Here is a 22,572-nt window from a genome sequence, read left to right as displayed (position 1 = left end):
ATTGTAATTTTAACACTTTAGAAATCAACTGGTTATAAACTGTTAAAATTAACAATTGTTCATAAAAAAAGCACCCCAATGGGGTGCTTTTGTATTTGTGCTAGCGTAGTCTTAAGAACGAATTTCTTTAAGTCTTGCTTTTTTACCTCTAAGTTGTCTAAAGTAGTAGATTCTAGCTCTACGTACTTTACCTCTTTTGTTCACCTCTATCTTCTGTAAGGCAGGCATGTTGATTGGAAAGATACGCTCTACACCAACAGTACCAGACATTTTTCTGATAGTAAAAGTTTCTGTAGCTCCAGAACCACGTCTTTGGATTACTACACCTCTAAAGAACTGAGTACGGGTTTTTTCACCTTCCTTAATTTCATAATACACAGTGATGGTATCACCAGAACTGAAATTAGGGAACTCTTTTTTTGTTACAAACTCGTCTTCTACAAATTTTATTAAAGACTCCATTTTAATCTTTTTAGATGGTTTACTAAGAGCAACTTACACGGATATCGTCAGAGGTTGCAATTATGCGAGTGCAAAATTAGTTCAAATTTTTGATTAGACAAGCATTTGTAAGGAATTTTCTACTCAGTTTTCTGTTTTAGGCAGCTTGATAACAAAAGCTATTAGCCCTGTAACGATTAATAAACTTGGCAACACGGCAAAGACGTTAAAAATCATTTGTGCATTTACTAAGGCTTCAACTGAATGTTGGGCAAATAGTATTGAAAGTACAAATCGCCCAGATAAGAATAGTATTCCCAATATTGAACCGACTAAAACCAAATAACTAGGTAACCCTTTTATCTTGGTAACCATGATTATTCCTAAGACTAAAAAGAGAAGGGAAACAAGACCCGTAAATATTGCTGTTAGGATTGAGTAAATATCTAAATATTCCATAGTCTATGCTTTGTCTAGTAAATCTGGTCGGCGTTCTTGTGTTCTTTTTAGCGCTTGCTCCTCCCTCCACTCTTCAATTTTGGGGGTATTACCACTAGTTAGAATTTCTGGTACCTCATGCCCATTATACTCAGCAGGTCTAGTATATACTGGCGGTGCTAATAAATTGTCTTGAAAGGTGTCTGTAAGTGCAGAAGTTTCATCATTTAAAACCCCTGGTAAAAGACGAATTACGGAATCTGCTAAAACAGCTGCTGCAAGTTCACCACCAGATAAAACATAATCTCCTATAGATATTTCTTTGGTAACTAATAAATCCCGTACACGTTGATCTACACCTTTATAATGACCGCAAAGAATAATTAGATTTCCTTTTAAAGAAAGTTCGTTTGCTATTTGTTGGTTAAGTGTAACGCCATCAGGAGTCATGTAAATCACCTCATCATAATCTCTCTCTGCTTTTAATTGGCTAATACATTTATCTATAGGTTCAATCATAAGTACCATGCCAGCACCACCACCAAATTGGTAGTCATCTACTTGTTTGTAGTTGCCAACAGCATAGTCTCTAAGTTGATGTAAATGAACCTCTACAAGCCCTTTTTCTTGGGCACGTTTTAAAATAGAGGCCTCAAATGGACTATGTAATAACTCGGGTAATACTGTTATGATATCTATGCGCACAATGGAAGTATAAAAGCAAATAGTTTAATTGCAGCTCCAAAAGTAATGCAAAAATCCATCATCTTTTATCCAACCTAATTTTTCATACAAATGTTGAGCCGGATTATCTTCTGCTGTCTCTAGCGCTACGCCTTTATAATTGTTCTGTTTGCATAGTGTTTTAGCAGCTAACAATAATTGTTCTCCAATACCTTTGCCTCTATGTGCTCCTTCTACAAACAAATCGTTCAAAATAAAAAGTGGTTGTAGTGAGACTGAAGAAAAAGAAGTATATAATTGGGTGAAACCAACGGGCTTGCCCTCTAAATAAGCTACAAAAATTACAGATTCATCTTTAGATAATCTCTCTGTTAAGAATTTATGAGCAGCTGCTACATCAGATGTTTGCTTATAAAAAACGCGGTAGGCATCAAAAAGAAAAGCCACATCTGCAATAGTTGCAGGTGTGGCTCTTTTAATTTCTACGGTACTCATACGTAATTAAATACCTTTTTTATTTTTATTGATTTCGTCTTGTAACTTACGACTAATCTTTTGCTCTCTTTCTAAAGCTCTTCGTCTGTGTTGCTCATATTCTTCTTCTAAATCTGCTAACGCAATTTTGGCTTGTTGTGTTAGCGAATTGCTATTTTTAAACTTATAGATAAAGAAAGCTAAGAAAACAACCAATGTTAGAATTATGGACCAAACAATCAGCTTATACGTTCCTTTGTCTATTTGAACCCCAAAAAAATCAATACTATCTTTTTCCTGTGTGATATTGTTTAGGTTTTCTGTAGTATTATCTAATTTACTATTTAAACCACTAATAGTATTTTCATGTTCTTGAATGGTAGCGTTTAAATCGCTAATGGTATTATTAGCGGTTTTTAGAGAATCTATAACATTACGTTGCAAACGATCCAAGTCAATTACGTTAACAACTTCGTATCTTTTTCCGTTGGCCCTATAGTTACCAGATTTACGTATTAAAGTTTCAAATTGTCCTTTAACAGATGGGTCATCTTGCGTAGTTTCTTCTTCTGTTTCTTGGGCAGTCATTGTGGCAATGGACAAACCTACCAATAGTAGGTACATTGAAAGCTTTTTCATAGTGTTCTTAATGCTTTAGTGTTCTTAGATTATTTTGGGGATTGGCGAAGTTACAGCAATTACTCCAATCCCCAAAAATATTCTAATAATAGGTGTAACGTCTTACCTTGGCAATGTATTTAGCCAGACGTATTACTTGATGAGAATAGCCATATTCATTATCATACCAAACATAAAGCACAATATTATTGCCATCTGCATCTACAATAGTAGCTTTACTATCGTAAATAGAAGGGGCAGAGGTGCCAACGATATCAGAAGACACCAATTCATTACTTAAGGAGTACTTAATTTGCTCTACCAAATCACCCTCCAAAGCATATTTCTTAAGAATTGTATTTACCGCTTCCTTGCTTGTTTTGTTATTCACTTCTAAATTAAGAATAGCTAAAGAACCGTTGGGTACAGGAACTCGGATGGCATTAGACGTTAATTTACCTTCTAACACTGGTAGCGCTTTAGATACCGCTTTGCCGGCTCCTGTTTCTGTAATAACCATATTTAAAGCGGCCGCTCTACCTCTGCGGTATTTGTTATGCATATTATCTACCAAGTTTTGGTCGTTGGTATATGCATGTATGGTTTCTAAATGTCCTTTTTTAATGCCAAGCGAATCTTCTATTACTTTTAATATTGGAGTAATAGCATTTGTAGTGCAAGATGCCGCGGAAAATATTTTAGTTTTATTAGGGTCGTACTCCGTGTGGTTTACACCGTGAACAATGTTAGGAATTTCTTTGCCAGGGGCAGTAAGCAACACTCTGCTGGCACCTTTAGCTTTTAGATGTCTAGATAAAGCAGCTTTATCTCTAAAGGCGCCTGTGTTGTCTATGACTAGGGCATCTTTAATGCCATACACACTGTAATCTATATCTTCTGGTTGGTTAGCACTAATGAAATAAACAGTAGTTCCATTAATGGCTAAAGCCTTGTTTTCTATATCTATACTCACGGTACCGCTGAATTCTCCGTGAACAGAGTCTGTTCTTAATAATGCAGCTCTTTTTTCTAGTACTTCTGCTGTAATTTCGCCACGGGTTACAATGGCCCGTAGACGCAATTGGTTGCCTTTTCCTGTTTTTGCCATTAATTCTCTTGCAAGCAAACGACCAATTCTTCCAAAACCGTATAAAACAACATCTTTGGGTTTAATAGGTTTAGAGGATTGCGCGTCATTCAACTTATCTAGTACAAAGGCCTTGACATTTAAATGCTCATCTTCTTGGGTGTGAAATTCATACGTTAGTTTACCAATATCTATTTTTGCAGGTGGCAGGGGAATATCATTGATAGCCCTTAAAATCTCTACCGAATCAAAAATAGAAATAGGTTTTTGCACAAACTCACCAGCGTATTCATGTAGGTTGATGATATCACTTACATTTTTATCAATTACCTGATTTTTAAAGAGGACAATCTCTATAGCCTTGTCATACCATAAATCGCTAATAAGTTTAATGAATTCAGTCGTGGCCTTTCTTCTGTCAGCCTGAAAAGCAAGTTCCTTTTCGTAGGATGTAATGTTGCTCATAACAGTTTAGAATAGTCTTAAAGTTTTTGCAAAAGTATCATTTCAAACGTTTTCGTGAAAGTTTGTGAAATAAAAAAAGCATCCTTTTTTAGGATGCTCTTTCAATGGTAATTTTTATCGGGTAAACTACTGAAAAATTAGTCTTTCTCGCTCCCCATTTTTGCCAAGTAGCGTTATGCTTGTGCGTCCGTATCTAGATATACTACCAAATAATTCCTTGGCATCATCTACATCTTTAATTTCTTCATCGTCTATCATAATCATTACCTTATCTTCTAATTCATAACCTCTAAAACGCTCCGGAACATTCGTAATTTTCACACCTTTTTTGGTTTTAAACGCTTTTTCATCATCCTTAGATAGATTTTTAACCTCTAGGCCCATAATAGGTAGGATTTCGGTCATTTTTTTCTTTAATTCTACCTCAAAAGTCTCCGTTTTTCCATTACGATCTACTATAACTTCTATGATGTCTCCAGGACGTTTAGTAGATAAATATCCGGTTAATTCAGAAAATTTAGATACTCTAACATTCCCTACCTGTTTAATAATATCACCTTCTTGCAAGCCAGCATCTGCTGCGCCAGATTCATCTTCTACACCATTTATATAAACCCCATCTATTTGGTCTAAATTTTTCTCTTTTGCTACAGAGCTATTAGCATTTATAGTAGTTACGCCTAAAATCCCTTTTTGTACCTTACCAAACTCAAGTAAATCATCTACCACCTTTTTAGCAATGTTACTAGGAACTGCAAAACTGTAGCCTACATACGAACCAGTTTGTGAGGTAATTGCGGTATTAATCCCGATTAAATCTCCATTAGTGTTTACCAATGCACCACCAGAATTACCAGGATTCACAGCAGCATCAGTTTGTATAAACGATTGGTTTCTGCCTGGGCTAATAGAACGTGCTTTAGCGCTTACAATACCTGCGGTAACCGTGGACGTTAAGTTAAAAGGATTCCCTACGGCTAAAACCCATTCGCCAATTTTTGCATTGTCAGAATCTCCAAATGCTAAATAGGGTAAGGGTTCTTCAACGTTGATTTTTAATAAAGCAATATCAGAATTGGCATCGGTACCCACCACTTCTGCATCGTAACTTCTGTTGTTATTCAGTGTAATTTCTAGATTTTTAGCATTGTCAATAACATGGTTGTTGGTTACAATATATCCGTCAGGCGAAATGATTACTCCAGAACCAGTGCCAACTTGAGATGGTTGTCCGCCTTTATAACCGTAAAAGAATTCCGCAATAGGATTACTGGTACCTACCGTCATGTTTTTAACGTGTACTACGGCGTGCACCGTTTTTTCTGCAGCTATCGTAAAATCCACCTCATTTATACCCGCACCTCTTGGAGATGTTGGCATACTTGTGGTGATAAAAGGGTTATTGTCTGATTCTGATACAAATGTAAATTGGTCCTTTTCTAAAAAGGTTTTATAAGCTCCAAGTGTAATTCCGCCAGCTAATAGAGCTACCAAAAATAGTTGTGCTACTTTTTTCATATGTTCATTAAATTTTATTTTCTTTCTGTTGTTTAAAATTAGCCATAAATCGTGCCAATTTTAACAGTTTAACGGCTTTTTAACTGCTAAACAAAGCTTAAAGAATGTACTATATTTGTGGCATGAACACAGGCTTACAATTAGAATTTTATAAATATCAAGGCACGGGAAATGACTTTGTAATGGTGGATAACCGAGCTTTATCTTTTCCAAAGGAAAACACGGAATTGGTAGCTTTTTTATGCGACAGACGATTTGGAATAGGAGCAGATGGACTCATACTATTAGAAAATGACAATGTGTCAGATTTTAAGATGGTATATTATAATTCTGATGGTAATCCTAGTACCATGTGTGGTAATGGTGGCAGATGTATTGTGGCCTTTGCCAGAGATTTAGGAATAATACAAGGAGAAACTAAGTTCAATGCTGTAGATGGATTACACCATGCAACCCTAGTAAAAGATGTAGTTTCTTTACAGATGATAGATGTAACTCTTGTGGAGCAAAGAGATAAGTATTTTTTTGTGAATACAGGGTCGCCTCACCATGTGCAATTGGTAAAAGACTTGCCTAAGCTAAAGGTAAAGGAAGAGGGTGCTAAACTCCGATATGGTATTTATGGCGAAAAGGGGAGTAATATTAATTTTGTAGAAGCAGTAGACGCAGAAACCTACGCTGTACGCACTTATGAAAGAGGCGTAGAGGATGAAACATTGTCTTGCGGTACTGGGGTAACTGCAGTGGCCTTATCCATGTATGCAGCTAAAAAAACAGACGTTAAAAGAATTCAAATCAAAGCAATGGGTGGAGATTTAGAAGTTTCTTTTGAACCCCAAGAAGATGGCAGTTTTACCAAAGTGCGTTTAAAAGGTAGTGCAAAACAAGTATTTTCTGGTGTTATAAAATGTTAACCCTCAAAGGCAAATATTGTAAACTGCGAGCACTAGAACCAGAAGATTTAGAGTACCTCTATCGGTTGGAGAATGACACTAAAATATGGGAGCTAAGCGGTACTTTTGCACCCTATTCTAAAGCTATATTAGAACGATATTTGGATCAAGCGCATTTAGATATTTATGAAGCTAAACAATTTAGATTCTGTATCTGTGATGATCATAATAAGCGTTTAGGGTTGATAGATTTGTTTGAATTTGACCCTATTAATAAACGTGTGGGAGTAGGAGTGTTAGTATATAATGAGGAAGATAGGGGTAAGGGAATAGGTACAGAGGCATTGCAGTTGGTTTGTGATTATGCATTTAAGGTTTTAGATGTACATCAAGTATTTGCAAATATATTAGAAGACAATAGTGTTAGTAGAACCGTATTTGAAAAATTAGGATTTTCGCTTATCGGTACAAAAAAAGATTGGGTGCGTATAGATGGTACGTTTAAGAATGAAGTTTTATATCAAAAAATAAACGCTTGAAAAATTTAAAGAAAGTTATCTGGGCAACAGCCTTATTAGGTTTGCTAGTGTGCGGAATTTTTGCCTACTACGTGTATAGTGCCATTTTTACACCAAATACAGTTTTTTCTAATGAAGAGGCCTATGTTTTTATTCCTTCCGATGCAGGATTTGGTGAAGTGATGCAACAATTGGCGCCTTTATTAGATGATGCCGATTCTTTTGTTGCGGTAGCAAGGCGCAAAGGCTATACCACTAATGTAAAAGGAGGTAAGTATGCACTAAAAAAAGGGATGAACAATAATGAAATAGTGAATGCCTTGCGTAGCGGTAACCTGCCCGTTAAAGTAACTTTTAATAATCAAGAAAGCGTTGCTACCCTATCAGGGCGCATTGCTACGCAATTAGAACCAGATAGTTTAAGCCTTTTAAAAAGCCTTAGCGATGCTACTTTTCTAACAGAAAATGGTTTTGATGAACCAAATTACTTAAGCATGTATATTCCTAATACATATGAGTTTTTCTGGAATACTTCTGCAGAAGGTATTAGGGCAAGAATGTTGAAAGAATACAACAGATTTTGGAATGAGGAGCGTAGGGCAAAAGCAAAACAATTAGGTATGAAACCTAACCAAGTTACGGCTTTGGCATCTATTGTACAGAAGGAAACTGTAAAGGTAGATGAGAGACCACGTGTAGCAGGGGTGTATTTAAACCGCTTAAAACGTGGTATGCTGTTGCAAGCAGATCCAACCGTAATTTATGCTATAAAAAAAGAAACAGGGAATTATGATACCATCATAAAACGGGTTTTGTTTCGGGATTTAGAGATGGATTCTCCCTACAATACGTATAAATATGCTGGGCTTCCACCAGGGCCTATAACAATGCCAGATGTTTCTTCTATAGATGCAGTCTTAAATTCGGAAAAGCATGATTATTTATATTTTGTAGCAGATGTATCAAGGTTCGGCTATCATATGTTTGCCAAAACCCTAGCGCAGCACAACCAAAATAAAGTGCAGTACGTCCGATGGTTAAACCAGCAAAAAATAAACAGATAGTGTATTTTAACCCACAAAGCATGCCTTTTAGCGGATTTTAATACCTATTTATCAAAAAGTTAGGAAATTTTAACCTCTAGAACAAAGATCCCCTCTTATATTTGCCCGCTAATTAGAATTTGCGAGAATTCTTAAAAGAGAACGCTTATGAAAAGATGGATCGGTTTTTTAGGTCATCTTGCCATAATTACAATTTTGACCAGTTTTGCCAGTTATAAGGCAAAAAGTAATAAAGTAGCTGTACCTGCAGATTTAGTTGTTGCAGACGGAGTGTACAAGTTTGGATATCCAAAAATATTGGCAAATCAGCCAAAAGAAGAAACTTCTTCTGTTTTTCTTGGTAAGTCTTTCCATGGTTTTAAAGAAGCCTTGGCTTTTAAAGAGTCTAGAGGGGATTATACCTCTATAAATACATTGGGGTATCTAGGTAAATACCAATTTGGTGCAGGCACTCTACGGTTGATGGGTGTGTATGATGTGGATGACTTTATTCAAAATCCAGAAATTCAAGAACGTGTTTTTGAATTGAACGTGGCAAGAAATAAATGGATTTTGCGTAGAGATATTAAGAGATTTGTGGGTAAGAAAATCAATGGTACTGTAATAACAGAATCTGGTATTGTTGCGGCAGCACATTTGGCTGGTGCTGGTAATGTTAAAAAATACTTGAGGTCTTACGGACAACAAGATTTTGCAGACGCCTACGGTAGTACCATTGCTTATTATATTAAAAAGTTTGCAGGTTTTGATGTGTCTGGCATTAAAGCGGTACAGCGGCCTAAGGTGTAGATAGAATTGGTTAAAAGGAATGTATGATAAAGACCGCTGGCCTTTTTTGAAGGTCTAAACTAGTCTTTTTCCATTCTAGTATGGTTTTAGTGACTATATATTCTGTAGGTAGCGTAATATCAATACCAATACATAACCGGGTATCTGGATGCAGCTTTTTAAGCATTTCTTGAAACAACTTATCGTTTCTGTAAGGAGTTTCGATAAATACTTGAGATTGTTGTATGTCTTTTGAAAGTTTTTCAAACTTCTTTAGCGCTTTTCCTCGTTCTGCTCCATCAATTGGCAAATAGCCGTTAAACGCAAAGCTTTGCCCGTTCATTCCACTGGCCATAAGTGCTAATAGAATAGAGGAGGGGCCTACTAAAGGGACAACCTGTATACCTTTTTCATGGGCTATCTTAACTACATCTGCCCCTGGATCTGCAATACCTGGGCACCCAGCTTCTGATAATAAACCAACAGAAGTGCCTTCTAGACATGGGTCTAAAAAGGAAGGAATTTCTAGTGGGTCTGTATATTTATTTAATAGCTGAAAATGTAAGGAAGGTTGTGATTTAGATGGGCTTATTCTTTTAATAAATCGCCTTGCTGTTTTTTCATTCTCCGCAATGTAAAAGTCAATATTCTCAATAGTTTGCTTTATAGACAACGGCAAAACTTCTAACGGAGCTGTATCTCCCAACATTGTAGGTATCATATATAAAATACCTTGGGGGCTTGTGGTATTCATTAGAGTGTTATTTGTTTTGCAATTTTAGTACAAGCTTCATCTATCATCTGAAATACTTTTTCAAAACCGTCATCTCCCCCATAGTAAGGGTCTGGTACTTCTTTTATTGGACCATTTAGTTCACTAAGTAATAATTTAACTTTGGCTCTATCTGCATCATTTTTAGCTAAAGCTAAAACATTAGCCAAGTTACTTTTATCCATTACATAGATACTGTTAAAGGCATCAAAATCTTCAGGAATAAACTTTCTACACTGTTGTTTGCTAATATCTAGACCGTGAATTTTAGCAACAGCAACAGACCTAGGGTCGGGCGCATTACCTATATGATAACCTGCTGTGCCTGCGGAGTCTACATATACTTTATCTGGGTCAACTTTAGCTTTCAAAATTCCTTCTGCTAACGGAGACCTGCAAATATTGCCAAGGCACACCATGAGTACTTTGGTCATGCAGTAAACTTTTTAGGTGAATTTTTTAGTTAAATCATCTATGTACTTGCGAAATTGCTTATCGGTTTCCGCAAGATTATCCACAGTTTTACAGGCATGTAATACCGTAGCATGATCTCGTTTGCCTATTTGAGAACCTATGCTTGCTAAAGATGCTTTAGTGAATTTCTTCGCAAAAAACATTGCTAGCTGTCTTGCCTGTACAATATGTCTTTTACGTGTCTTGGACTGCAGTGTGGCCACATCCATTTCAAAGTAATCAGAAACTACTTTTTGTATGTAGTCAATAGACACTTCTCTTTTAGTGTTTTTTACAAATTTTTCTACTACTTGTTGCGCTAAATCTAAAGTAACTTCTCTTTTGTTAAAAGAGGATTGTGCAATCAGAGAAATGATTGCTCCCTCTAACTCACGAATGTTCGTTTTAATATTTTTAGCAACGTGGTCTATAATTTCCTCTGGCATTTCTACCCCATCCCGGTACAATTTGTTTTTAAGGATGGATACCCGAGTTTCATAGTCTGGACTTTGTAATTCTGCAGATAAGCCCCATTTAAACCGAGATAATAAGCGTTGCTCAATATCTTGCATGTCTACAGGTGCTTTATCTGAGGTCAAAATTACTTGTTTGCCATTTTGGTGCAAGTGATTGAATATATGGAAGAACACATCTTGAGTCCCAGATTTACCGCTTAAAAATTGTACATCATCAATTATAAGTACATCTATTAATTGATAAAAATGAATAAAATCATTACGGGTATTCTTTTTAACGGATTCAATATACTGTTGCGTAAATTTTTCCGCAGAAATATAGAGAACTGTACGTTCTGGGTATTTATCTTTAATTTCTACTCCAATAGCATGTGCTAGGTGAGTTTTTCCTAAGCCTACCCCGCCAAAAATCATTAATGGATTAAAACTAGTGCCTCCTGGTTTATTGGCAACGGCCATACCTGCCGAACGTGCTAACCTATTAGAGTCTCCTTCTAAAAAATTCTCAAAATTGTAATTGGGATTTAATTGGGATTCAATTTTAATATTTCGAATACCAGGAATTACAAACGGGTTTTTAAGCTCCGGATTTTTAGAAGTTATAGGAACATCCAATTCTTGTGGTGCCATAGCAGAACGGTTAGAACTCGGAATCTTTTCTGTAAAAGATTCATTGTTACCGTACTTGTTTTCCATTTTAATTACATAAATCAACTTAGCATTGGCACCGAGTTCCTTTCTTAGAGCAACTTTTAAGAGCTTTACGTAATGCTCTTCTAGCCATTCATAGAAAAATTTACTAGGCACTTGTATGCTTAATGCATTGTCTGCAAGTCTAACGGGCTTAATAGGAAGGAACCACGTTTTGAATGCCTGCGGTTGGATATTATCCTCGATAAATGCCAAACAATTGTTCCATACGGAAGATGCAGTATTATTCATTCTTAGTGTGTCCTTTGTTGTTGGTTAGTGTTTAACTCGTGTTTTATAGGATAAAACTTTTGGGGGTATCCCTGTTGCTATGAACAGGGGCAAATATGTGAACAAAAAAGCTAAAAAAAAAATAGGGCATCAGTTGAAAATATACTTTTTTTTTTGCATGCTTTGTAACCCAAAAGCAGATCTTATAAATATAGTATTTTTTTGCACTTTTTATGAATTTTAACACATGTAGTTTTAGAGTAAGGTATGGCGAAACAGACCAAATGGGAGTAGTATATCATGGCAAATATGCTGATTATCTTGAGGTTGGTCGTGTGGAGTGGCTTAGAGCTTTAGGTGTTTCTTACAAAACAATGGAAGAAGACGGTGTAATGTTACCTGTAATAAACTTACAAATTTTGTATAAAAAATCTGCAAAGTACGATGACTTAATCACAGTAAAAACCATTCTAAGAAAAGTTCCAGGCGTACGAATTATTTTTGACTACGAAATTTATAACGAAAATAAAGAGTTGTTGGTCGAGGCAAGCACCACTTTAGTATTCATGGATAAGTTAAAAATGAAGCCTATAAAATGCCCAAGTTATATCTTAGATAAGTTAAGGGGTTAAAATTTTAACCTTTACCTTTCTTAAAAGGGATAAGTCTTCTTTAACTGCCGCTAATTTACTGGCTCTAAATTGAAGAGTAATGGAGCAGTCCATTTCTAATCGTTGTGCAATAATATCTAATTGGTGTTTTTTAATTAACCGCATTACGTTGTTCATTTGCTCATAGGCAAATTGTAGTTGTAAGCTTGATTGTTGGTATTGTGTGCAAATTTTAGCTTCTTCCAAAGCCAATTGCGCTGCGGTTCTATAAGCAGAAATAAGACCGCCTACGCCTAATTTAACACCACCAAAAATCCGAACAACAGCCACTAGTATATTAGTGAGTTCAAATGCTTGCAACTGACCATAAATAGGCATACCAGCAGAGTTATTGGGTTCACCATCATCGTTAGCACGGTATCTTACATTTTTTACTCCCAATTGCCAAGCGTAACAAACATGGTTGGCATTGGGGTACTGTAGTTGCAATGTTTCTATAATCGGCTTTACCTCTTCTTCTGTAGATATAGGATACGCATAGCTGATAAACTTGCTTTTCTTTTCTTTGAAAAGGACATCTGTAACGGGTTCTTTGATGGTTTTATAACTGTCTTCTACCTCTTGCATTATAGCAAAGCTACCAAAAGTATACTGATTATAGCTAATCCCACACCTAGCCAGTTTTTAGGCAATAATTTTTCTTTAAATAGCAGAATACCAATTAAAGTGGTAAACATTACTACGGCAACATTATTAATAGTAAAGATAGATGCACTATTAAAATTTGGATTATTCAAAGCCTGTAATAAAAAGTAGATAGAAAAGTAGTTAGGGATACCTAAACAAATTCCGCCTACCACATTTTTTAAATTTAGTTTTAAGGGTACCTTTCTACTATTTATTAAAAGGTATATAACGCCTGTGGTGCCTGCGGCACCGAAAACAGTTGCGGAAAATATGGGATACAGACTTTCGTCTAAAAATTCATCCTGGATATACTTTATGGTAGTATCAATAACCCCAGATCCCACAAATACCAGAAAAGGAAGCAAAAGCATTTTAGGGTCAATAACTAATCCTTTCTTTTTTATAGAAGCAAAATACACAGCGCCTAAAGCTAGGAGTATGCCAATGCCTTGCCAAAAGGATAAACTCTCTTTGTAAACAACAAGAGCAAATACTACAGGGATAGCTAAGGACATTTTTGTGGCAACAGAGGTAACTGCAACTCCATTTACCTGAGATGACTTTGCCATTACATTAAAAATGGTAATAAATAATACGCCCAAAGCAAATGTACCATAAAACCAACCAGTCTGTGTTAGATTGCCCAATTGCACATCTCCCTCATAAAAAAGAAGTCCGCAAATACAGGCAACAAAATAGTTGACCACAATAGCGTAAAGCGACTGAACTTTATAAGTGCCAAAAAGTTTGAATACCACAAAAATGAGGCTAGAACATAAAACACTTAGAGCAAGATTTAGCATTATAAATGTTTTTTAAGGTCTATAATATCTTCTTTGCCCACTAATAGATTCCAAGTTTTCATGCCAAGTTTAGCAGCGGTGTCTGTATTCTCTTGGGTGTCATCTATAAAAAAGGTTTCTTCTGCAATTAAATTATTTTCTTGCAATACTTGCTCAAATATATCGGCATCTGGTTTACGTTTACCCATATTGTAAGAAAGGTAAAAAACTTCAAAACAGTTTTGAAATTCGGTATAGGCATTGCCCATCTGTTTTTTTACTTCTTCAATATGCAAATCATTCGTATTGCTTAATAAGAACAATCGGTAATGATTATGTTTTTTTAAATCTTGTAAAAACTTTAAACGATACTCTGGAAAATCCTTTAAAATGGCATTCCAAGCGTCTATCAAGTCAGTTTTACTTGCGTTTGGGAAAATTGCTCCCGTTTCTTGCAAAAATACATCGGTACTAATCGTTCCTTTTTCGTAGGCTTTAAATAAATGGTCTAGGGAAGGTGTAATTTCGGTAAACCCGAATTCTGACATTGCTTTTGGTGTTGCCGTTTTATCTAGATTGATAAAAATATCGCCAAAATCAAAAATGATGTTTTTAATCATTATACAGTATGGTTAGGCTATCGGTTTCTAAGTTTTGTGCAAACATAAGTTTTCCTGTAATTTTTGGTGCTGCAATTCCAGATTTAAATACAGTATTTCCAGTAAAAATTCGGGCTTCATCCCAAAGGTCTTCCGTAATAAACTGCTCTAATGTTTTGGCGCCACCTTCTACAATTAAACTTGTTATATTTTGCAGATGCAATGCTTTTAAAATTTGTGGAACTAAGGGAGTGCTAAAATCTAAGGTTAGGTAGGTTAAATTCGCTTTAGTTGCAGTGGTCTTCTTATTTGTTAATACCAGCACTTTGGCGTCATCATTAAAAACTGCGGCTGTAGCGGATAATTTTAGGTCTTTATCTATAATTACACGTATGGGGTTTTTTCCTTTCCAATCTCTAACAGTTAAGGAGGGGTTATCCATTAGAACAGTTTTTGTGCCCACTAAAATTGCTTGTTCCTCTGCACGCCATTTGTGCACCAATTGTCTTGCAGGTATCCCTGTAATCCAATATGGTTCTGGGTTTTTACTTCTCATTTGTGGGTCCGGAGCTAAAAAACCGTCATAGGTTTCTGCCCATTTTAGAATGATGTAAGGACGCTTTTTTTCTATAAAAGTTAAAAAACGCTTATGATGTTCTCTACATTCTTCTTCCAGAATCCCGTAGACGACATTTTTACCCGCGTCTTTCAATTTTTGAATGCCTTGCCCTGCAACTTTTTCATGCGGGTCCTTAAGGCCAATAACAATATTGGGTATTCCTTTTTCAATGATTAAGTCTGCACAGGGAGGTGTTTTTCCATAGTGTGAACAAGGTTCTAGGGTTACATACAGCGTAGCTTTTTGTAAAAGCGATTGGTCTTTGACACTATGTATGGCATTAACTTCTGCATGTGGGCCACCAAAAGGGCTTGTAAAGCCTTCCCCAATAATTTTATCATTATACACTATAACACAACCCACCATAGGATTGGGTGCAGCGCTACCTAAAGCATTTTTGCCTAATTCTATACAGCGAAACAAGTATTTTTCGTCTATATTCATGCCTTAAAAGTAGTATTTAATTTCAAAGTAATGAACACTCCTGTAATTAGAAAAATAACCCCAAAAGATAATGCCCATATTGCTGCAGTAGTGCGGAAGGTTTTAGAAGACCTAGGAGTGCCAAAAGTGGGTACAGCCTATGCAGATAAGGCCTTGGATAATATGTATAATGCATATAAGAAAGACCGCAGTGATTATTTTGTAGTTGAGGCCAATGGTAAGGTAATAGGTTGTGCCGGAATTGCACCTTTGGATAATTATGAAGGCAACGTTTGTGAACTACAAAAAATGTATTTTTTAGAAGAGGCTAGAGGTTTAGGTTTGGGTGCTAAAATGATAACTACCTGTATTAACCAGGCTATAGCTTATGGTTTTGAAGCAATGTATTTAGAAACCATGCCCTATATGGAAGCTGCTCAAAAATTATATAAGAAAAATGGATTTGAATACATTGATGCTCCTATGGGCTGTACAGGCCACTCTGCTTGTCCTGTATATATGTTGAGAAAATTATAATATGCAGCTTTCAGAAATCAAAAGTATCTTTCATAAAGAACTAGTACATTACTATCCCAAAGAAGAGATAGATAGTTTCTTTTATGCTTTGATAGACCATTTTTTAAACCTGCAAAAGTTTGTCCTAGTAATGCAGCCTAATTATGTAGTTAGTAAAGAGGAAGAATCACTATTGTTTAATGCACTTCATCGCTTAAAACAAGAAGAGCCTTTACAGCACATAACAGGTGCAGCATATTTCAGAAATTTAACGCTAAAAGTTACTAAAGATACGCTTATACCCAGGCCAGAAACAGAAGAGCTAGTGTCATGGATTTTGGAAGATGTTAGGGAAAATCAACAACTCAAGGTTTTAGATATAGGTACAGGTAGTGGGTGTATTGCATTGTCCATAGCACAAGAACTTCTTAAAGCATCTGTGACCGCCATAGATATTAGCAAAGAAGCTCTGGCTGTTGCAAAGCAAAATGCAGAAAAGAATGGTGTAGCTGTAAATTTTTTACAGGCTGATGTATTGTCTGATAATTTCCAAAAAGAACTACAAGGACCTTGGGATATTATAGTGTCTAATCCGCCCTATGTTCGAGAATTGGAAAAAGCAGAAATTCAAAAAAACGTAAAAGATTATGAGCCAGTAACGGCTCTTTTTGTTTCGGACCAAGACCCACTCATTTTTTATCAACACATCACTCTAAAAGCAAAAATACTCTTAAAACCCAGTGGTAGATTATATTTTGAAATTAACCAGTACCTGCCAGAAGAAACAAAGCAACTACTAGTGGAAAACTCTTTTGAGCAAGTGGAATTGAAAAAGGATATTTTTGGTAATTTCCGAATGTTAAAAGGAATTAAATCGGGCAAAAATTAGGTATTGTCACCGTAAATTATGGATGTAGAAAAAAAAATTACTGCACTTAGAGAGGAGTTAAGAGCGCATAATTACCAATATTATGTTATGGATCAACCATCAATATCAGATTATGATTTTGATATGAAATTGAAAGAGTTACAGGCATTAGAGGAGGCGCATCCAGAGTTTTTTGACGAAAGCTCACCTACTTTACGTGTGGGTGGCGGTATTACTAAGAATTTTGATACCGTGGTTCATGATTACCGCATGTATTCCTTGGACAATTCTTATTCTAAAGAAGACTTAGAAGATTGGGAAAAACGTATACAACGCATTTTAGGTGATGCTGAAGTGAGCTATACTTGTGAGTTAAAGTATGATGGTGCTAGTATAAGTTTAACGTACGAAAACGGTACACTAGTACGGGCAGTGACTCGTGGAGATGGTTTTCAAGGAGATGACGTTACTACAAACATTAAAACGATTAAGTCTGTACCTCTTAAGTTGAAAGGAGATTACCCTCCAAAGTTCCACATTAGGGGCGAAATTATTTTACCCTTAGAGGGTTTTGCTCAGATGAATCAAGAGCGATTAGAAAATGGAGAAGAACCCTATATGAATCCCAGAAATACGGCCTCTGGAAGCTTAAAGTTACAAGATAGTAGTTTGGTAGCACAACGACCTTTAGAGTGTTTGTTGTATAGTATTGTGGGCAGCGATTTAAATTTTGATACCCAGTTTGATATGCTAGAGAAAGCCAGGGCATGGGGCTTTAAAGTACCTACGGTGGCTAAATTGTGTAAATCTACCCAAGAAGTGATGGATTTTGTTGCCTACTGGGATGTACATCGTCATGATTTACCTTATGAAACCGATGGTGTGGTTATAAAAGTAAACAATCTTGTGCAACAAGAAGAACTAGGGTACACCTCCAAATCGCCTAGGTGGGCTATGGCATATAAATTTAAGGCAGAACAAGTGGCTACCGTCTTAAAGCAAATTACTTACCAAGTGGGGCGTACTGGCGCCATTACACCGGTTGCTAATTTAAATCCTGTTTTACTTGCCGGTACAACAGTTAAACGAGCATCACTACACAATGCTGACCAAATTGCAAAATTAGATGTAAGGGAAGGGGATGCGGTATTTGTTGAAAAGGGAGGTGAAATTATTCCGAAAATTATTGCAGTTGATTTTACCAAACGAAGTTTGGACTCGGAGCCTACTCAATACATACAACAGTGTCCGGAATGCGGTACCCAACTTATACGTAAAGAAGGAGAGGCTCAGCATTTTTGTCCCAACGATATGGGGTGCCCACCCCAAATTACAGGGAAAATACAGCATTTTATTAGTCGTAAGGCTATGGATATAGAGGGTTTAGGAGGGGAAACAGTAGAGTTGCTGTTTAAGGAAGGTTTGATACGTAATTATGCAGATTTGTACACATTGACCAAAGAACAACTATTGCCTTTAGAACGAATGGCCGAAAAGTCTGCAGAAAATTTGGTCAACGGTGTGGCTGCATCTGTGGCTATTCCGTTTGAGCGGGTTTTGTTTGCTTTAGGGATTAGGTATGTTGGGGAAACCGTAGCTAAGAAATTGGCAAAAGCTTATAAAAATATAGATGCTTTAATGGCGGCTACGGAAGAGCAGTTGACTGCCATAGATGAAATTGGTACGCGTATTGCTAAAAGTGTGGTATCATTTTTCTTAGACCCACACCATCAAGAGTTGGTGGCAAGATTAAAGTCTTACGGATTGCAGTTTTCCTTGTCAGAAGAGCAACTGCAAAATCAATCAGATAAATTAAAAGGGCAAACCTTAGTGGTTTCTGGAGTGTTCCAAACATTAGACCGCAATCAACTTAAGAAAATGATAGAGGATAATGGAGGTAAGGTAGGGTCGTCTATAAGCTCAAAAACTTCCTATCTAGTGGCTGGGGATAAAATGGGACCTAGTAAACGTACCAAAGCAGAAAATTTAGGTGTGCCTATAATAAGCGAACAAGATTTTTTAAATATGCTTTAGGGTATGGAAGAACTGTTTAATCCTGAAGCCTATAGAATGGTGCGTAACATCATGATAGGTTTCGCTATTTTTTACGTGCTTTTTGAGGTAGCGCTAAATCTTAACGAACTAGAGGATGATACCTCTAATATTATTTTGCTAGACGCTGCCAAAAAACAGTTTTTCTTCATCCCATTTGCATTAGGTGCAATTTTGGGGCATTTGTTTATTGGTACTACAAATAAGGCATTCTATATAGGGGACGGCTGGCCTGTTTATATTTTGTTCGCGTTAGCTATTATTTGCACCATTATAGGGTATAAGGTTGAATTTAAGAAGCCATTATGGTTTTTATGCTTATTACTATTGTTAGGACTAGCTTACGGTCATTTTTTATGGTCATTAAATTTTGATTAAGATGAAGTTGAGATTCTTTCTGTTACGTCATTTAAAGGCTATTAATACCATTCGCTTAATTTTAGCTATTCTCTTTGGGGTTATGGTTGTTCTAGATATCATTCTTGTAATATTGGGAGATGAATTTCCCACGTTTAGTGAGGTGGTAGAACACAATCGAAGCGAACTGATTTGGTTGAACTTTCTGCTCTCAGGACTTATAGCCAAAGTATTTTTTAATAGAAAAGTGACGGTAAAGAAGAAAGAGATTTCTGGTTTCTTTGGTTTTTTAGCTATGCTTATTCTTTTGTTTGCAATTGGGCAAATAGAAGATTTACAAATTGAGCCATGGTTACAAGTGTTAATTATGTTTTGCGGTGGCTATTTAGGGCACCGGGTTTGGCCACAATATGTTTTTGAGCCAGAAGATGTACAAAAAGTGTTAGAAAAACAAAAAGATGAAAGTACCCGTTAGTTTAGAAGTATTTAAAGACACCTTGGATGCTGATGAGCCTATAAAATCTTGGCCAAATTATTTACAGGCTTTATGGTGGGCTTGTAATGAGAATTGGAAAAACGCACATGATTTGGTAGACCAGAGTACAGATGCCACTAGTAAATGGGTACATGCTCATTTACATAGAGAAGAGGGTGACCAATGGAATGCTAATTATTGGTATCGCCAAGCAGGTAAGACCATGCCAAATATTAGTATACGAGAAGAAAGAGATACAATAATTGCTGCTTTGTTGAAAACTAATTAGCTAATTGGGTTAGGGATATACCGATTAAAAGACTGCCAATATTTATCCTTGTAAACTGTGTATTTTAGTTCCAAATCATCACTATTTTTGCAATAACGGTTCAACACTTTAGAAACTCTTCTAAAATCCTTACAAGCAAAAAAGATTTCTCTTAAGTGGTCTGCTGTTTCCCTACCAATATTTAAATATCCTTCTTCATCTTTTAATTCTTCTAAAATAGCATCCTCTAAACCATTCATCATGTCTAAACTTTTTTGATTAGGCATACCATTTTCTAAGGCTTCTTTATATTTAATGGAAAGGGTTGCAATCCAAGGATGAGAGGCTTTACGTTCCCAATGGAGTAAATCCATATTTACAACGGCAATAAGTGGATTACCATTTTTAAGTGTTGCCTCTAAAAGAGAATAGTTATCCGTATCAGTATTACGTCTGGTTCCTGTATATTTCTCTATAAATTCTTTTTCTCTCCAGATTAAGAAATCTTTTAATTTGTTAATTGGTACGAGTTCTTGAGATGCTTGGGATGGGTGTATAACCGTAATGTCATCAATTAAAGTTATAAATTTTAGTTCGCCAATATAATTATCTAGATAAAGACAAACCCCTTGGAAAATAGCATCTTTAGTTTCCTCAGAAAAATCTTGGTGCGTTACGGTAATGCTAATTTGGTCTGGATAGCTAATGTCATCAATGCTATAAAAATTTAACTTCTCTGCACTGAAAGAAAATCCGTCTTTTTCTAACGTTGATTCACCTTTTATCGATGGAGGCTTTAAAGCTGTAAATCTCCAATTAGGTAATTCTGGAGCTTCTGCAATTAGTTCTTCTACAAACACTACATTTTTAACGATACCATCTGGAGTTAAAATGAGCTCGGCCGTGGTGTCATTATACATACCACATAAAAACCATATCCCTGGGTGAATAACTTCTAACTTAGGAGATAGCTCGTCAAAAAACACTTTAGTAATATCACCGTTATTTGCTATAACTTTGTAAAAGCTTTCCTGATGTTGTGTAAACCAGTTCCAAAAATCCTTATAGGTGGTTATGGATTTTTCTGGAACAGATGTATGAGTCGAGGTTTTGGTAAATAGCTTTTTAAAGAAACTCATAGACAAGTTTTATACATTTAAAAATACTAACGTTTAAATAAAAGTATATGTTATATTAATCAGATAAGTGTAGATTATTGTAATTGCGTTGCGAAATTATCAAGATGAGATTTAGAATTTCTTCTAAATGAACTTAGTAGCTCCTACAATTAGATTCTTTCCTTTTTCTTAAAATAATAAAAGCTTATGGCTATTTGCATTTTAAGATTATATTTCTTCAATTTTACAGATAATAGTCCTCTTGTCAATTAGCTAAAAATCATTTGTTTAAGGGTGTTAATCTAAGTTTGTATAGGAATACTCGTGGTTTTTATTTGTAGTACAAATCCACCCTAAAATGAAAAAGAAAAGCCGGGGGAGTTAAATGCTTTTCTTTATACGATGAACAATTCAAAACTAATTTAATTTCAACTTACATAATAATTTTCTTACAAATTTTAAGATTTAATTACGAAAATAATTTACAGTCTAGTTGTTTCTATATTGCACACTACAGGAAAATGGTCAGATGAATCTGGGAAAGCACGGTATATCTTCTCGCCATTGCTGAGTGTATCTATAATTGCACCGTTAGCAATCCAATCTTTCTTGTTTTTACTGTACAGAATATGGTCTATCCATGCGCGTTGGTATTGGTTGTTAAAAATGGGGTCTTTAAAACTTGCGGTATAAAGGCTTCTAAAATCCAATTCTTTTTGGTCTTCAGCAGATAAACTATCAAACATTACATTGCCCAAGGTTTTTTCTGGTTGCCAAATACTACCCATAAGGCGTTCTACACCGCTAGCGCTGATTTTCATTTCGCTGGTGTCAAAACCAGGACCGTCATTAATATCACCGCAAATAATGATAGGGATGTCTTTTGTGGTAGCATCTTCTAAATAATCATCTAAGAAGGCACATCGCAATTGATAGCATTGGGCCACAATTTTTTTTCGATTTCCATCAGCTTTTGCCCACCACTTAGACCATTCCATTGCGTTGAATATTCCTTTGCTCTTTAAGTGTACACCTACCACTCTAAAGGCTTTTTGGTTGGCCGTATGTATCGTTGCATAAAGTGGTCTGCGTTCAAATTTGTGTTGTTCTTTTAAGCCATCATTATCAGTATCCATAAAAAAATCATCCGTAGCCGCTCGGAGTGGTTGTGCCAAAGGGTCGTTCAATAAATCATGCCATGTTATAGGATTTGCTGCAAATAAGTTGTTATCTGTTTTAATAGCAATGCCAATACTTTGTGCTCCAGAAGATTGTACCTCGCACTGCCAATCCCCTTGTATATCACTATCAAAGAATAATTGTAGTTCTTCTTTTTGGTTAGGACCTTCTACGAGTACCCAGATATCAGCATCAATATCATTAATAACACCAGCCAAATCTCTACGCCGGTTTTCAATTTTTTGTTTTGTCATGTAACCTTTGTGGTTGTTGGGATGAAATTGTGGTGGATTTCCTGTAAACAATTCGTTCATCCATTCGGCATTCCAAAGTGCGAATTTTAATGTAGCCATGGCAATTATTATGTGTTTAGTACTGTGGGGAAATTTATTAGTCTAAATATAAGAGAGTTGTGTTAAGCTTGTGCA

The 22,572-nt window shown here is 36.0% G+C and carries 27 protein-coding genes; 11 read left to right on the top strand and 16 right to left on the bottom strand.

Annotation, left to right across the window (positions count from 1 at the left end; translation table 11 throughout):
- Window positions 1–111: 111 nt before the first annotated feature.
- The 7 genes from rplS to HCO57_RS04740 all read right to left on the bottom strand — a co-directional run bounded on the left by rplS (window position 112) and on the right by HCO57_RS04740 (window position 5,725).
- On the bottom strand, window positions 112–462 hold the full coding sequence (gene rplS / locus HCO57_RS04770; RefSeq protein ID WP_136949657.1) for a 50S ribosomal protein L19: 351 nt from the start codon (window positions 460–462) through the stop codon (window positions 112–114).
- Between the two features lie 123 nt (window positions 463–585).
- Window positions 586–900: a hypothetical protein gene (locus tag HCO57_RS04765; protein WP_167988066.1), complete on the bottom strand. Its 315-nt coding sequence runs from the start codon at window positions 898–900 to the stop codon at window positions 586–588.
- 3 nt (window positions 901–903) lie between these two features.
- On the bottom strand, window positions 904–1,584 hold the full coding sequence (trmD, locus tag HCO57_RS04760) for a tRNA (guanosine(37)-N1)-methyltransferase TrmD (protein ID WP_136949659.1): 681 nt from the start codon (window positions 1,582–1,584) through the stop codon (window positions 904–906).
- A gap of 24 nt (window positions 1,585–1,608) precedes the next feature.
- Complete coding sequence (locus HCO57_RS04755) at window positions 1,609–2,058, bottom strand: GNAT family N-acetyltransferase (protein WP_167988065.1); 450 nt, start codon at window positions 2,056–2,058, stop codon at window positions 1,609–1,611.
- A gap of 6 nt (window positions 2,059–2,064) precedes the next feature.
- Window positions 2,065–2,676 (bottom strand): tRNA (guanine-N1)-methyltransferase, encoded by a 612-nt coding sequence (locus HCO57_RS04750; protein WP_167988064.1) that lies wholly within the window; start codon window positions 2,674–2,676, stop codon window positions 2,065–2,067.
- Between the two features lie 82 nt (window positions 2,677–2,758).
- Window positions 2,759–4,207 carry a glyceraldehyde-3-phosphate dehydrogenase gene (locus HCO57_RS04745; RefSeq protein ID WP_167988063.1) on the bottom strand — a complete coding sequence of 483 codons (1,449 nt, stop codon included), beginning with the start codon at window positions 4,205–4,207 and terminating at the stop codon, window positions 2,759–2,761.
- A 126-nt stretch (window positions 4,208–4,333) separates the two neighbouring features.
- On the bottom strand, window positions 4,334–5,725 hold the full coding sequence (locus HCO57_RS04740; RefSeq protein ID WP_167988062.1) for a S1C family serine protease: 1,392 nt from the start codon (window positions 5,723–5,725) through the stop codon (window positions 4,334–4,336).
- A gap of 122 nt (window positions 5,726–5,847) precedes the next feature.
- Between HCO57_RS04740 and dapF the strand changes: the two genes are divergently transcribed.
- The 4 genes from dapF to HCO57_RS04720 all read left to right on the top strand — a co-directional run bounded on the left by dapF (window position 5,848) and on the right by HCO57_RS04720 (window position 8,989).
- Window positions 5,848–6,639, top strand: a complete 792-nt coding sequence (dapF, locus tag HCO57_RS04735; RefSeq protein WP_167988061.1) for a diaminopimelate epimerase — start codon at window positions 5,848–5,850, stop codon at window positions 6,637–6,639.
- Window positions 6,633–7,157 carry a GNAT family N-acetyltransferase gene (locus HCO57_RS04730; protein WP_167988060.1) on the top strand — a complete coding sequence of 175 codons (525 nt, stop codon included), beginning with the start codon at window positions 6,633–6,635 and terminating at the stop codon, window positions 7,155–7,157. Before dapF ends, HCO57_RS04730 begins: the two co-directional genes overlap by 7 nt.
- Window positions 7,154–8,200 (top strand): endolytic transglycosylase MltG, encoded by a 1,047-nt coding sequence (gene mltG / locus HCO57_RS04725; RefSeq protein ID WP_167988059.1) that lies wholly within the window; start codon window positions 7,154–7,156, stop codon window positions 8,198–8,200. Before HCO57_RS04730 ends, mltG begins: the two co-directional genes overlap by 4 nt.
- Window positions 8,201–8,347: 147 nt before the next feature.
- Window positions 8,348–8,989, top strand: coding sequence for a hypothetical protein (locus tag HCO57_RS04720; RefSeq protein WP_136949667.1), 642 nt, complete (start codon window positions 8,348–8,350; stop codon window positions 8,987–8,989).
- Between the two features lie 10 nt (window positions 8,990–8,999).
- On the opposite strand, the gene HCO57_RS04715 is transcribed toward HCO57_RS04720, so the two are convergent.
- Genes HCO57_RS04715 through dnaA form a run of 3 tightly spaced genes read right to left on the bottom strand, consistent with a single transcriptional unit; the run spans window position 9,000 to window position 11,611 of the window.
- Entirely contained in the window at window positions 9,000–9,722 is a 723-nt protein-coding gene (locus HCO57_RS04715; RefSeq protein WP_167988058.1) for an SAM-dependent methyltransferase, read from the bottom strand.
- Window positions 9,722–10,174 carry a low molecular weight protein-tyrosine-phosphatase gene (locus HCO57_RS04710; protein WP_136949669.1) on the bottom strand — a complete coding sequence of 151 codons (453 nt, stop codon included), beginning with the start codon at window positions 10,172–10,174 and terminating at the stop codon, window positions 9,722–9,724. The genes HCO57_RS04715 and HCO57_RS04710 overlap by 1 nt, the downstream gene beginning before the upstream one ends.
- A 12-nt stretch (window positions 10,175–10,186) precedes the next feature.
- Window positions 10,187–11,611 (bottom strand): chromosomal replication initiator protein DnaA, encoded by a 1,425-nt coding sequence (gene dnaA, locus HCO57_RS04705; RefSeq protein ID WP_136949670.1) that lies wholly within the window; start codon window positions 11,609–11,611, stop codon window positions 10,187–10,189.
- 212 nt (window positions 11,612–11,823) lie between these two features.
- On the opposite strand from dnaA, the gene HCO57_RS04700 reads away from it, so the two are divergent.
- Window positions 11,824–12,222, top strand: a complete 399-nt coding sequence (locus HCO57_RS04700; protein WP_167988057.1) for an acyl-CoA thioesterase — start codon at window positions 11,824–11,826, stop codon at window positions 12,220–12,222.
- Here the strand turns inward: HCO57_RS04700 and HCO57_RS04695 are convergent.
- The 4 genes from HCO57_RS04695 to ribD are packed head-to-tail and all read right to left on the bottom strand — an operon-like array spanning window position 12,211 to window position 15,332.
- Window positions 12,211–12,828, bottom strand: coding sequence for an IMPACT family protein (locus HCO57_RS04695; RefSeq protein WP_167988056.1), 618 nt, complete (start codon window positions 12,826–12,828; stop codon window positions 12,211–12,213). The two genes, HCO57_RS04700 and HCO57_RS04695, sit on opposite strands and share 12 nt — an antisense overlap.
- Window positions 12,828–13,691: a DMT family transporter gene (locus tag HCO57_RS04690; RefSeq protein WP_167988055.1), complete on the bottom strand. Its 864-nt coding sequence runs from the start codon at window positions 13,689–13,691 to the stop codon at window positions 12,828–12,830. Before HCO57_RS04690 ends, HCO57_RS04695 begins: the two co-directional genes overlap by 1 nt.
- Entirely contained in the window at window positions 13,691–14,290 is a 600-nt protein-coding gene (locus HCO57_RS04685; protein WP_167988054.1) for an HAD family hydrolase, read from the bottom strand. The genes HCO57_RS04690 and HCO57_RS04685 overlap by 1 nt, the downstream gene beginning before the upstream one ends.
- Window positions 14,283–15,332 carry a bifunctional diaminohydroxyphosphoribosylaminopyrimidine deaminase/5-amino-6-(5-phosphoribosylamino)uracil reductase RibD gene (gene ribD, locus HCO57_RS04680; RefSeq protein WP_167988053.1) on the bottom strand — a complete coding sequence of 350 codons (1,050 nt, stop codon included), beginning with the start codon at window positions 15,330–15,332 and terminating at the stop codon, window positions 14,283–14,285. Before ribD ends, HCO57_RS04685 begins: the two co-directional genes overlap by 8 nt.
- 30 nt (window positions 15,333–15,362) lie before the next feature.
- On the opposite strand from ribD, the gene HCO57_RS04675 reads away from it, so the two are divergent.
- From HCO57_RS04675 to HCO57_RS04650, 6 genes are read left to right on the top strand one after another with little or no spacing between them, the layout of a single operon-like run.
- A complete protein-coding gene (locus HCO57_RS04675) occupies window positions 15,363–15,848 on the top strand; it encodes a GNAT family N-acetyltransferase (RefSeq protein WP_167988052.1) in 486 nt (161 codons plus the stop codon).
- A 1-nt stretch (window position 15,849) separates the two neighbouring features.
- The gene (gene prmC / locus HCO57_RS04670) at window positions 15,850–16,716 is read left to right on the top strand and encodes a peptide chain release factor N(5)-glutamine methyltransferase (protein ID WP_167988051.1); all 867 of its coding nucleotides are present in this window, start codon (window positions 15,850–15,852) and stop codon (window positions 16,714–16,716) included.
- An 18-nt stretch (window positions 16,717–16,734) separates the two neighbouring features.
- The gene (ligA, locus tag HCO57_RS04665; protein ID WP_167988050.1) at window positions 16,735–18,729 is read left to right on the top strand and encodes an NAD-dependent DNA ligase LigA; all 1,995 of its coding nucleotides are present in this window, start codon (window positions 16,735–16,737) and stop codon (window positions 18,727–18,729) included.
- A gap of 3 nt (window positions 18,730–18,732) precedes the next feature.
- Window positions 18,733–19,125 (top strand): hypothetical protein, encoded by a 393-nt coding sequence (locus tag HCO57_RS04660; protein WP_136949679.1) that lies wholly within the window; start codon window positions 18,733–18,735, stop codon window positions 19,123–19,125.
- 1 nt (window position 19,126) lies between these two features.
- Window positions 19,127–19,579, top strand: a complete 453-nt coding sequence (locus HCO57_RS04655; RefSeq protein WP_167988049.1) for a hypothetical protein — start codon at window positions 19,127–19,129, stop codon at window positions 19,577–19,579.
- Window positions 19,563–19,868 carry a hypothetical protein gene (locus tag HCO57_RS04650; RefSeq protein WP_136949681.1) on the top strand — a complete coding sequence of 102 codons (306 nt, stop codon included), beginning with the start codon at window positions 19,563–19,565 and terminating at the stop codon, window positions 19,866–19,868. Before HCO57_RS04655 ends, HCO57_RS04650 begins: the two co-directional genes overlap by 17 nt.
- Here HCO57_RS04650 and HCO57_RS04645 read toward each other — a convergent pair.
- Window positions 19,865–20,986 carry a DUF695 domain-containing protein gene (locus HCO57_RS04645; protein WP_167988048.1) on the bottom strand — a complete coding sequence of 374 codons (1,122 nt, stop codon included), beginning with the start codon at window positions 20,984–20,986 and terminating at the stop codon, window positions 19,865–19,867. The genes HCO57_RS04650 and HCO57_RS04645 overlap by 4 nt on opposite strands.
- Before the next feature lie 461 nt (window positions 20,987–21,447).
- The gene (locus HCO57_RS04640; protein ID WP_167988047.1) at window positions 21,448–22,497 is read right to left on the bottom strand and encodes an endonuclease/exonuclease/phosphatase family protein; all 1,050 of its coding nucleotides are present in this window, start codon (window positions 22,495–22,497) and stop codon (window positions 21,448–21,450) included.
- Window positions 22,498–22,572: the final 75 nt, after the last annotated feature.

Origin of the sequence: Croceivirga sp. JEA036, assembly GCF_011882165.1 — a bacterium.
GTDB lineage: Bacteria > Bacteroidota > Bacteroidia > Flavobacteriales > Flavobacteriaceae > Croceivirga.
This window is presented reverse-complemented; position numbering and strand designations above follow the sequence as displayed.

Bases quoted from the DNA above. Each gene is read 5' to 3' on its own strand.
- rplS (WP_136949657.1), bottom strand. From the start codon at position 462: ATGGAGTCTTTAATAAAATTTGTAGAAGACGAGTTTGTAACAAAAAAA.
- HCO57_RS04765 (WP_167988066.1), bottom strand. From the start codon at position 900: ATGGAATATTTAGATATTTACTCAATCCTAACAGCAATATTTACGGGT.
- HCO57_RS04755 (WP_167988065.1), bottom strand. From the start codon at position 2,058: ATGAGTACCGTAGAAATTAAAAGAGCCACACCTGCAACTATTGCAGAT.
- HCO57_RS04750 (WP_167988064.1), bottom strand. From the start codon at position 2,676: ATGAAAAAGCTTTCAATGTACCTACTATTGGTAGGTTTGTCCATTGCC.
- HCO57_RS04745 (WP_167988063.1), bottom strand. From the start codon at position 4,207: ATGAGCAACATTACATCCTACGAAAAGGAACTTGCTTTTCAGGCTGAC.
- HCO57_RS04740 (WP_167988062.1), bottom strand. From the start codon at position 5,725: ATGAAAAAAGTAGCACAACTATTTTTGGTAGCTCTATTAGCTGGCGGA.
- dapF (WP_167988061.1), top strand. From the start codon at position 5,848: ATGAACACAGGCTTACAATTAGAATTTTATAAATATCAAGGCACGGGA.
- HCO57_RS04730 (WP_167988060.1), top strand. From the start codon at position 6,633: ATGTTAACCCTCAAAGGCAAATATTGTAAACTGCGAGCACTAGAACCA.
- HCO57_RS04720 (WP_136949667.1), top strand. From the start codon at position 8,348: ATGAAAAGATGGATCGGTTTTTTAGGTCATCTTGCCATAATTACAATT.
- HCO57_RS04715 (WP_167988058.1), bottom strand. From the start codon at position 9,722: ATGAATACCACAAGCCCCCAAGGTATTTTATATATGATACCTACAATG.
- HCO57_RS04710 (WP_136949669.1), bottom strand. From the start codon at position 10,174: ATGACCAAAGTACTCATGGTGTGCCTTGGCAATATTTGCAGGTCTCCG.
- dnaA (WP_136949670.1), bottom strand. From the start codon at position 11,611: ATGAATAATACTGCATCTTCCGTATGGAACAATTGTTTGGCATTTATC.
- HCO57_RS04700 (WP_167988057.1), top strand. From the start codon at position 11,824: ATGAATTTTAACACATGTAGTTTTAGAGTAAGGTATGGCGAAACAGAC.
- HCO57_RS04695 (WP_167988056.1), bottom strand. From the start codon at position 12,828: ATGCAAGAGGTAGAAGACAGTTATAAAACCATCAAAGAACCCGTTACA.
- HCO57_RS04690 (WP_167988055.1), bottom strand. From the start codon at position 13,691: ATGCTAAATCTTGCTCTAAGTGTTTTATGTTCTAGCCTCATTTTTGTG.
- HCO57_RS04685 (WP_167988054.1), bottom strand. From the start codon at position 14,290: ATGATTAAAAACATCATTTTTGATTTTGGCGATATTTTTATCAATCTA.
- ribD (WP_167988053.1), bottom strand. From the start codon at position 15,332: ATGAATATAGACGAAAAATACTTGTTTCGCTGTATAGAATTAGGCAAA.
- HCO57_RS04675 (WP_167988052.1), top strand. From the start codon at position 15,363: ATGAACACTCCTGTAATTAGAAAAATAACCCCAAAAGATAATGCCCAT.
- prmC (WP_167988051.1), top strand. From the start codon at position 15,850: ATGCAGCTTTCAGAAATCAAAAGTATCTTTCATAAAGAACTAGTACAT.
- ligA (WP_167988050.1), top strand. From the start codon at position 16,735: ATGGATGTAGAAAAAAAAATTACTGCACTTAGAGAGGAGTTAAGAGCG.
- HCO57_RS04660 (WP_136949679.1), top strand. From the start codon at position 18,733: ATGGAAGAACTGTTTAATCCTGAAGCCTATAGAATGGTGCGTAACATC.
- HCO57_RS04655 (WP_167988049.1), top strand. From the start codon at position 19,127: ATGAAGTTGAGATTCTTTCTGTTACGTCATTTAAAGGCTATTAATACC.
- HCO57_RS04650 (WP_136949681.1), top strand. From the start codon at position 19,563: ATGAAAGTACCCGTTAGTTTAGAAGTATTTAAAGACACCTTGGATGCT.
- HCO57_RS04645 (WP_167988048.1), bottom strand. From the start codon at position 20,986: ATGAGTTTCTTTAAAAAGCTATTTACCAAAACCTCGACTCATACATCT.
- HCO57_RS04640 (WP_167988047.1), bottom strand. From the start codon at position 22,497: ATGGCTACATTAAAATTCGCACTTTGGAATGCCGAATGGATGAACGAA.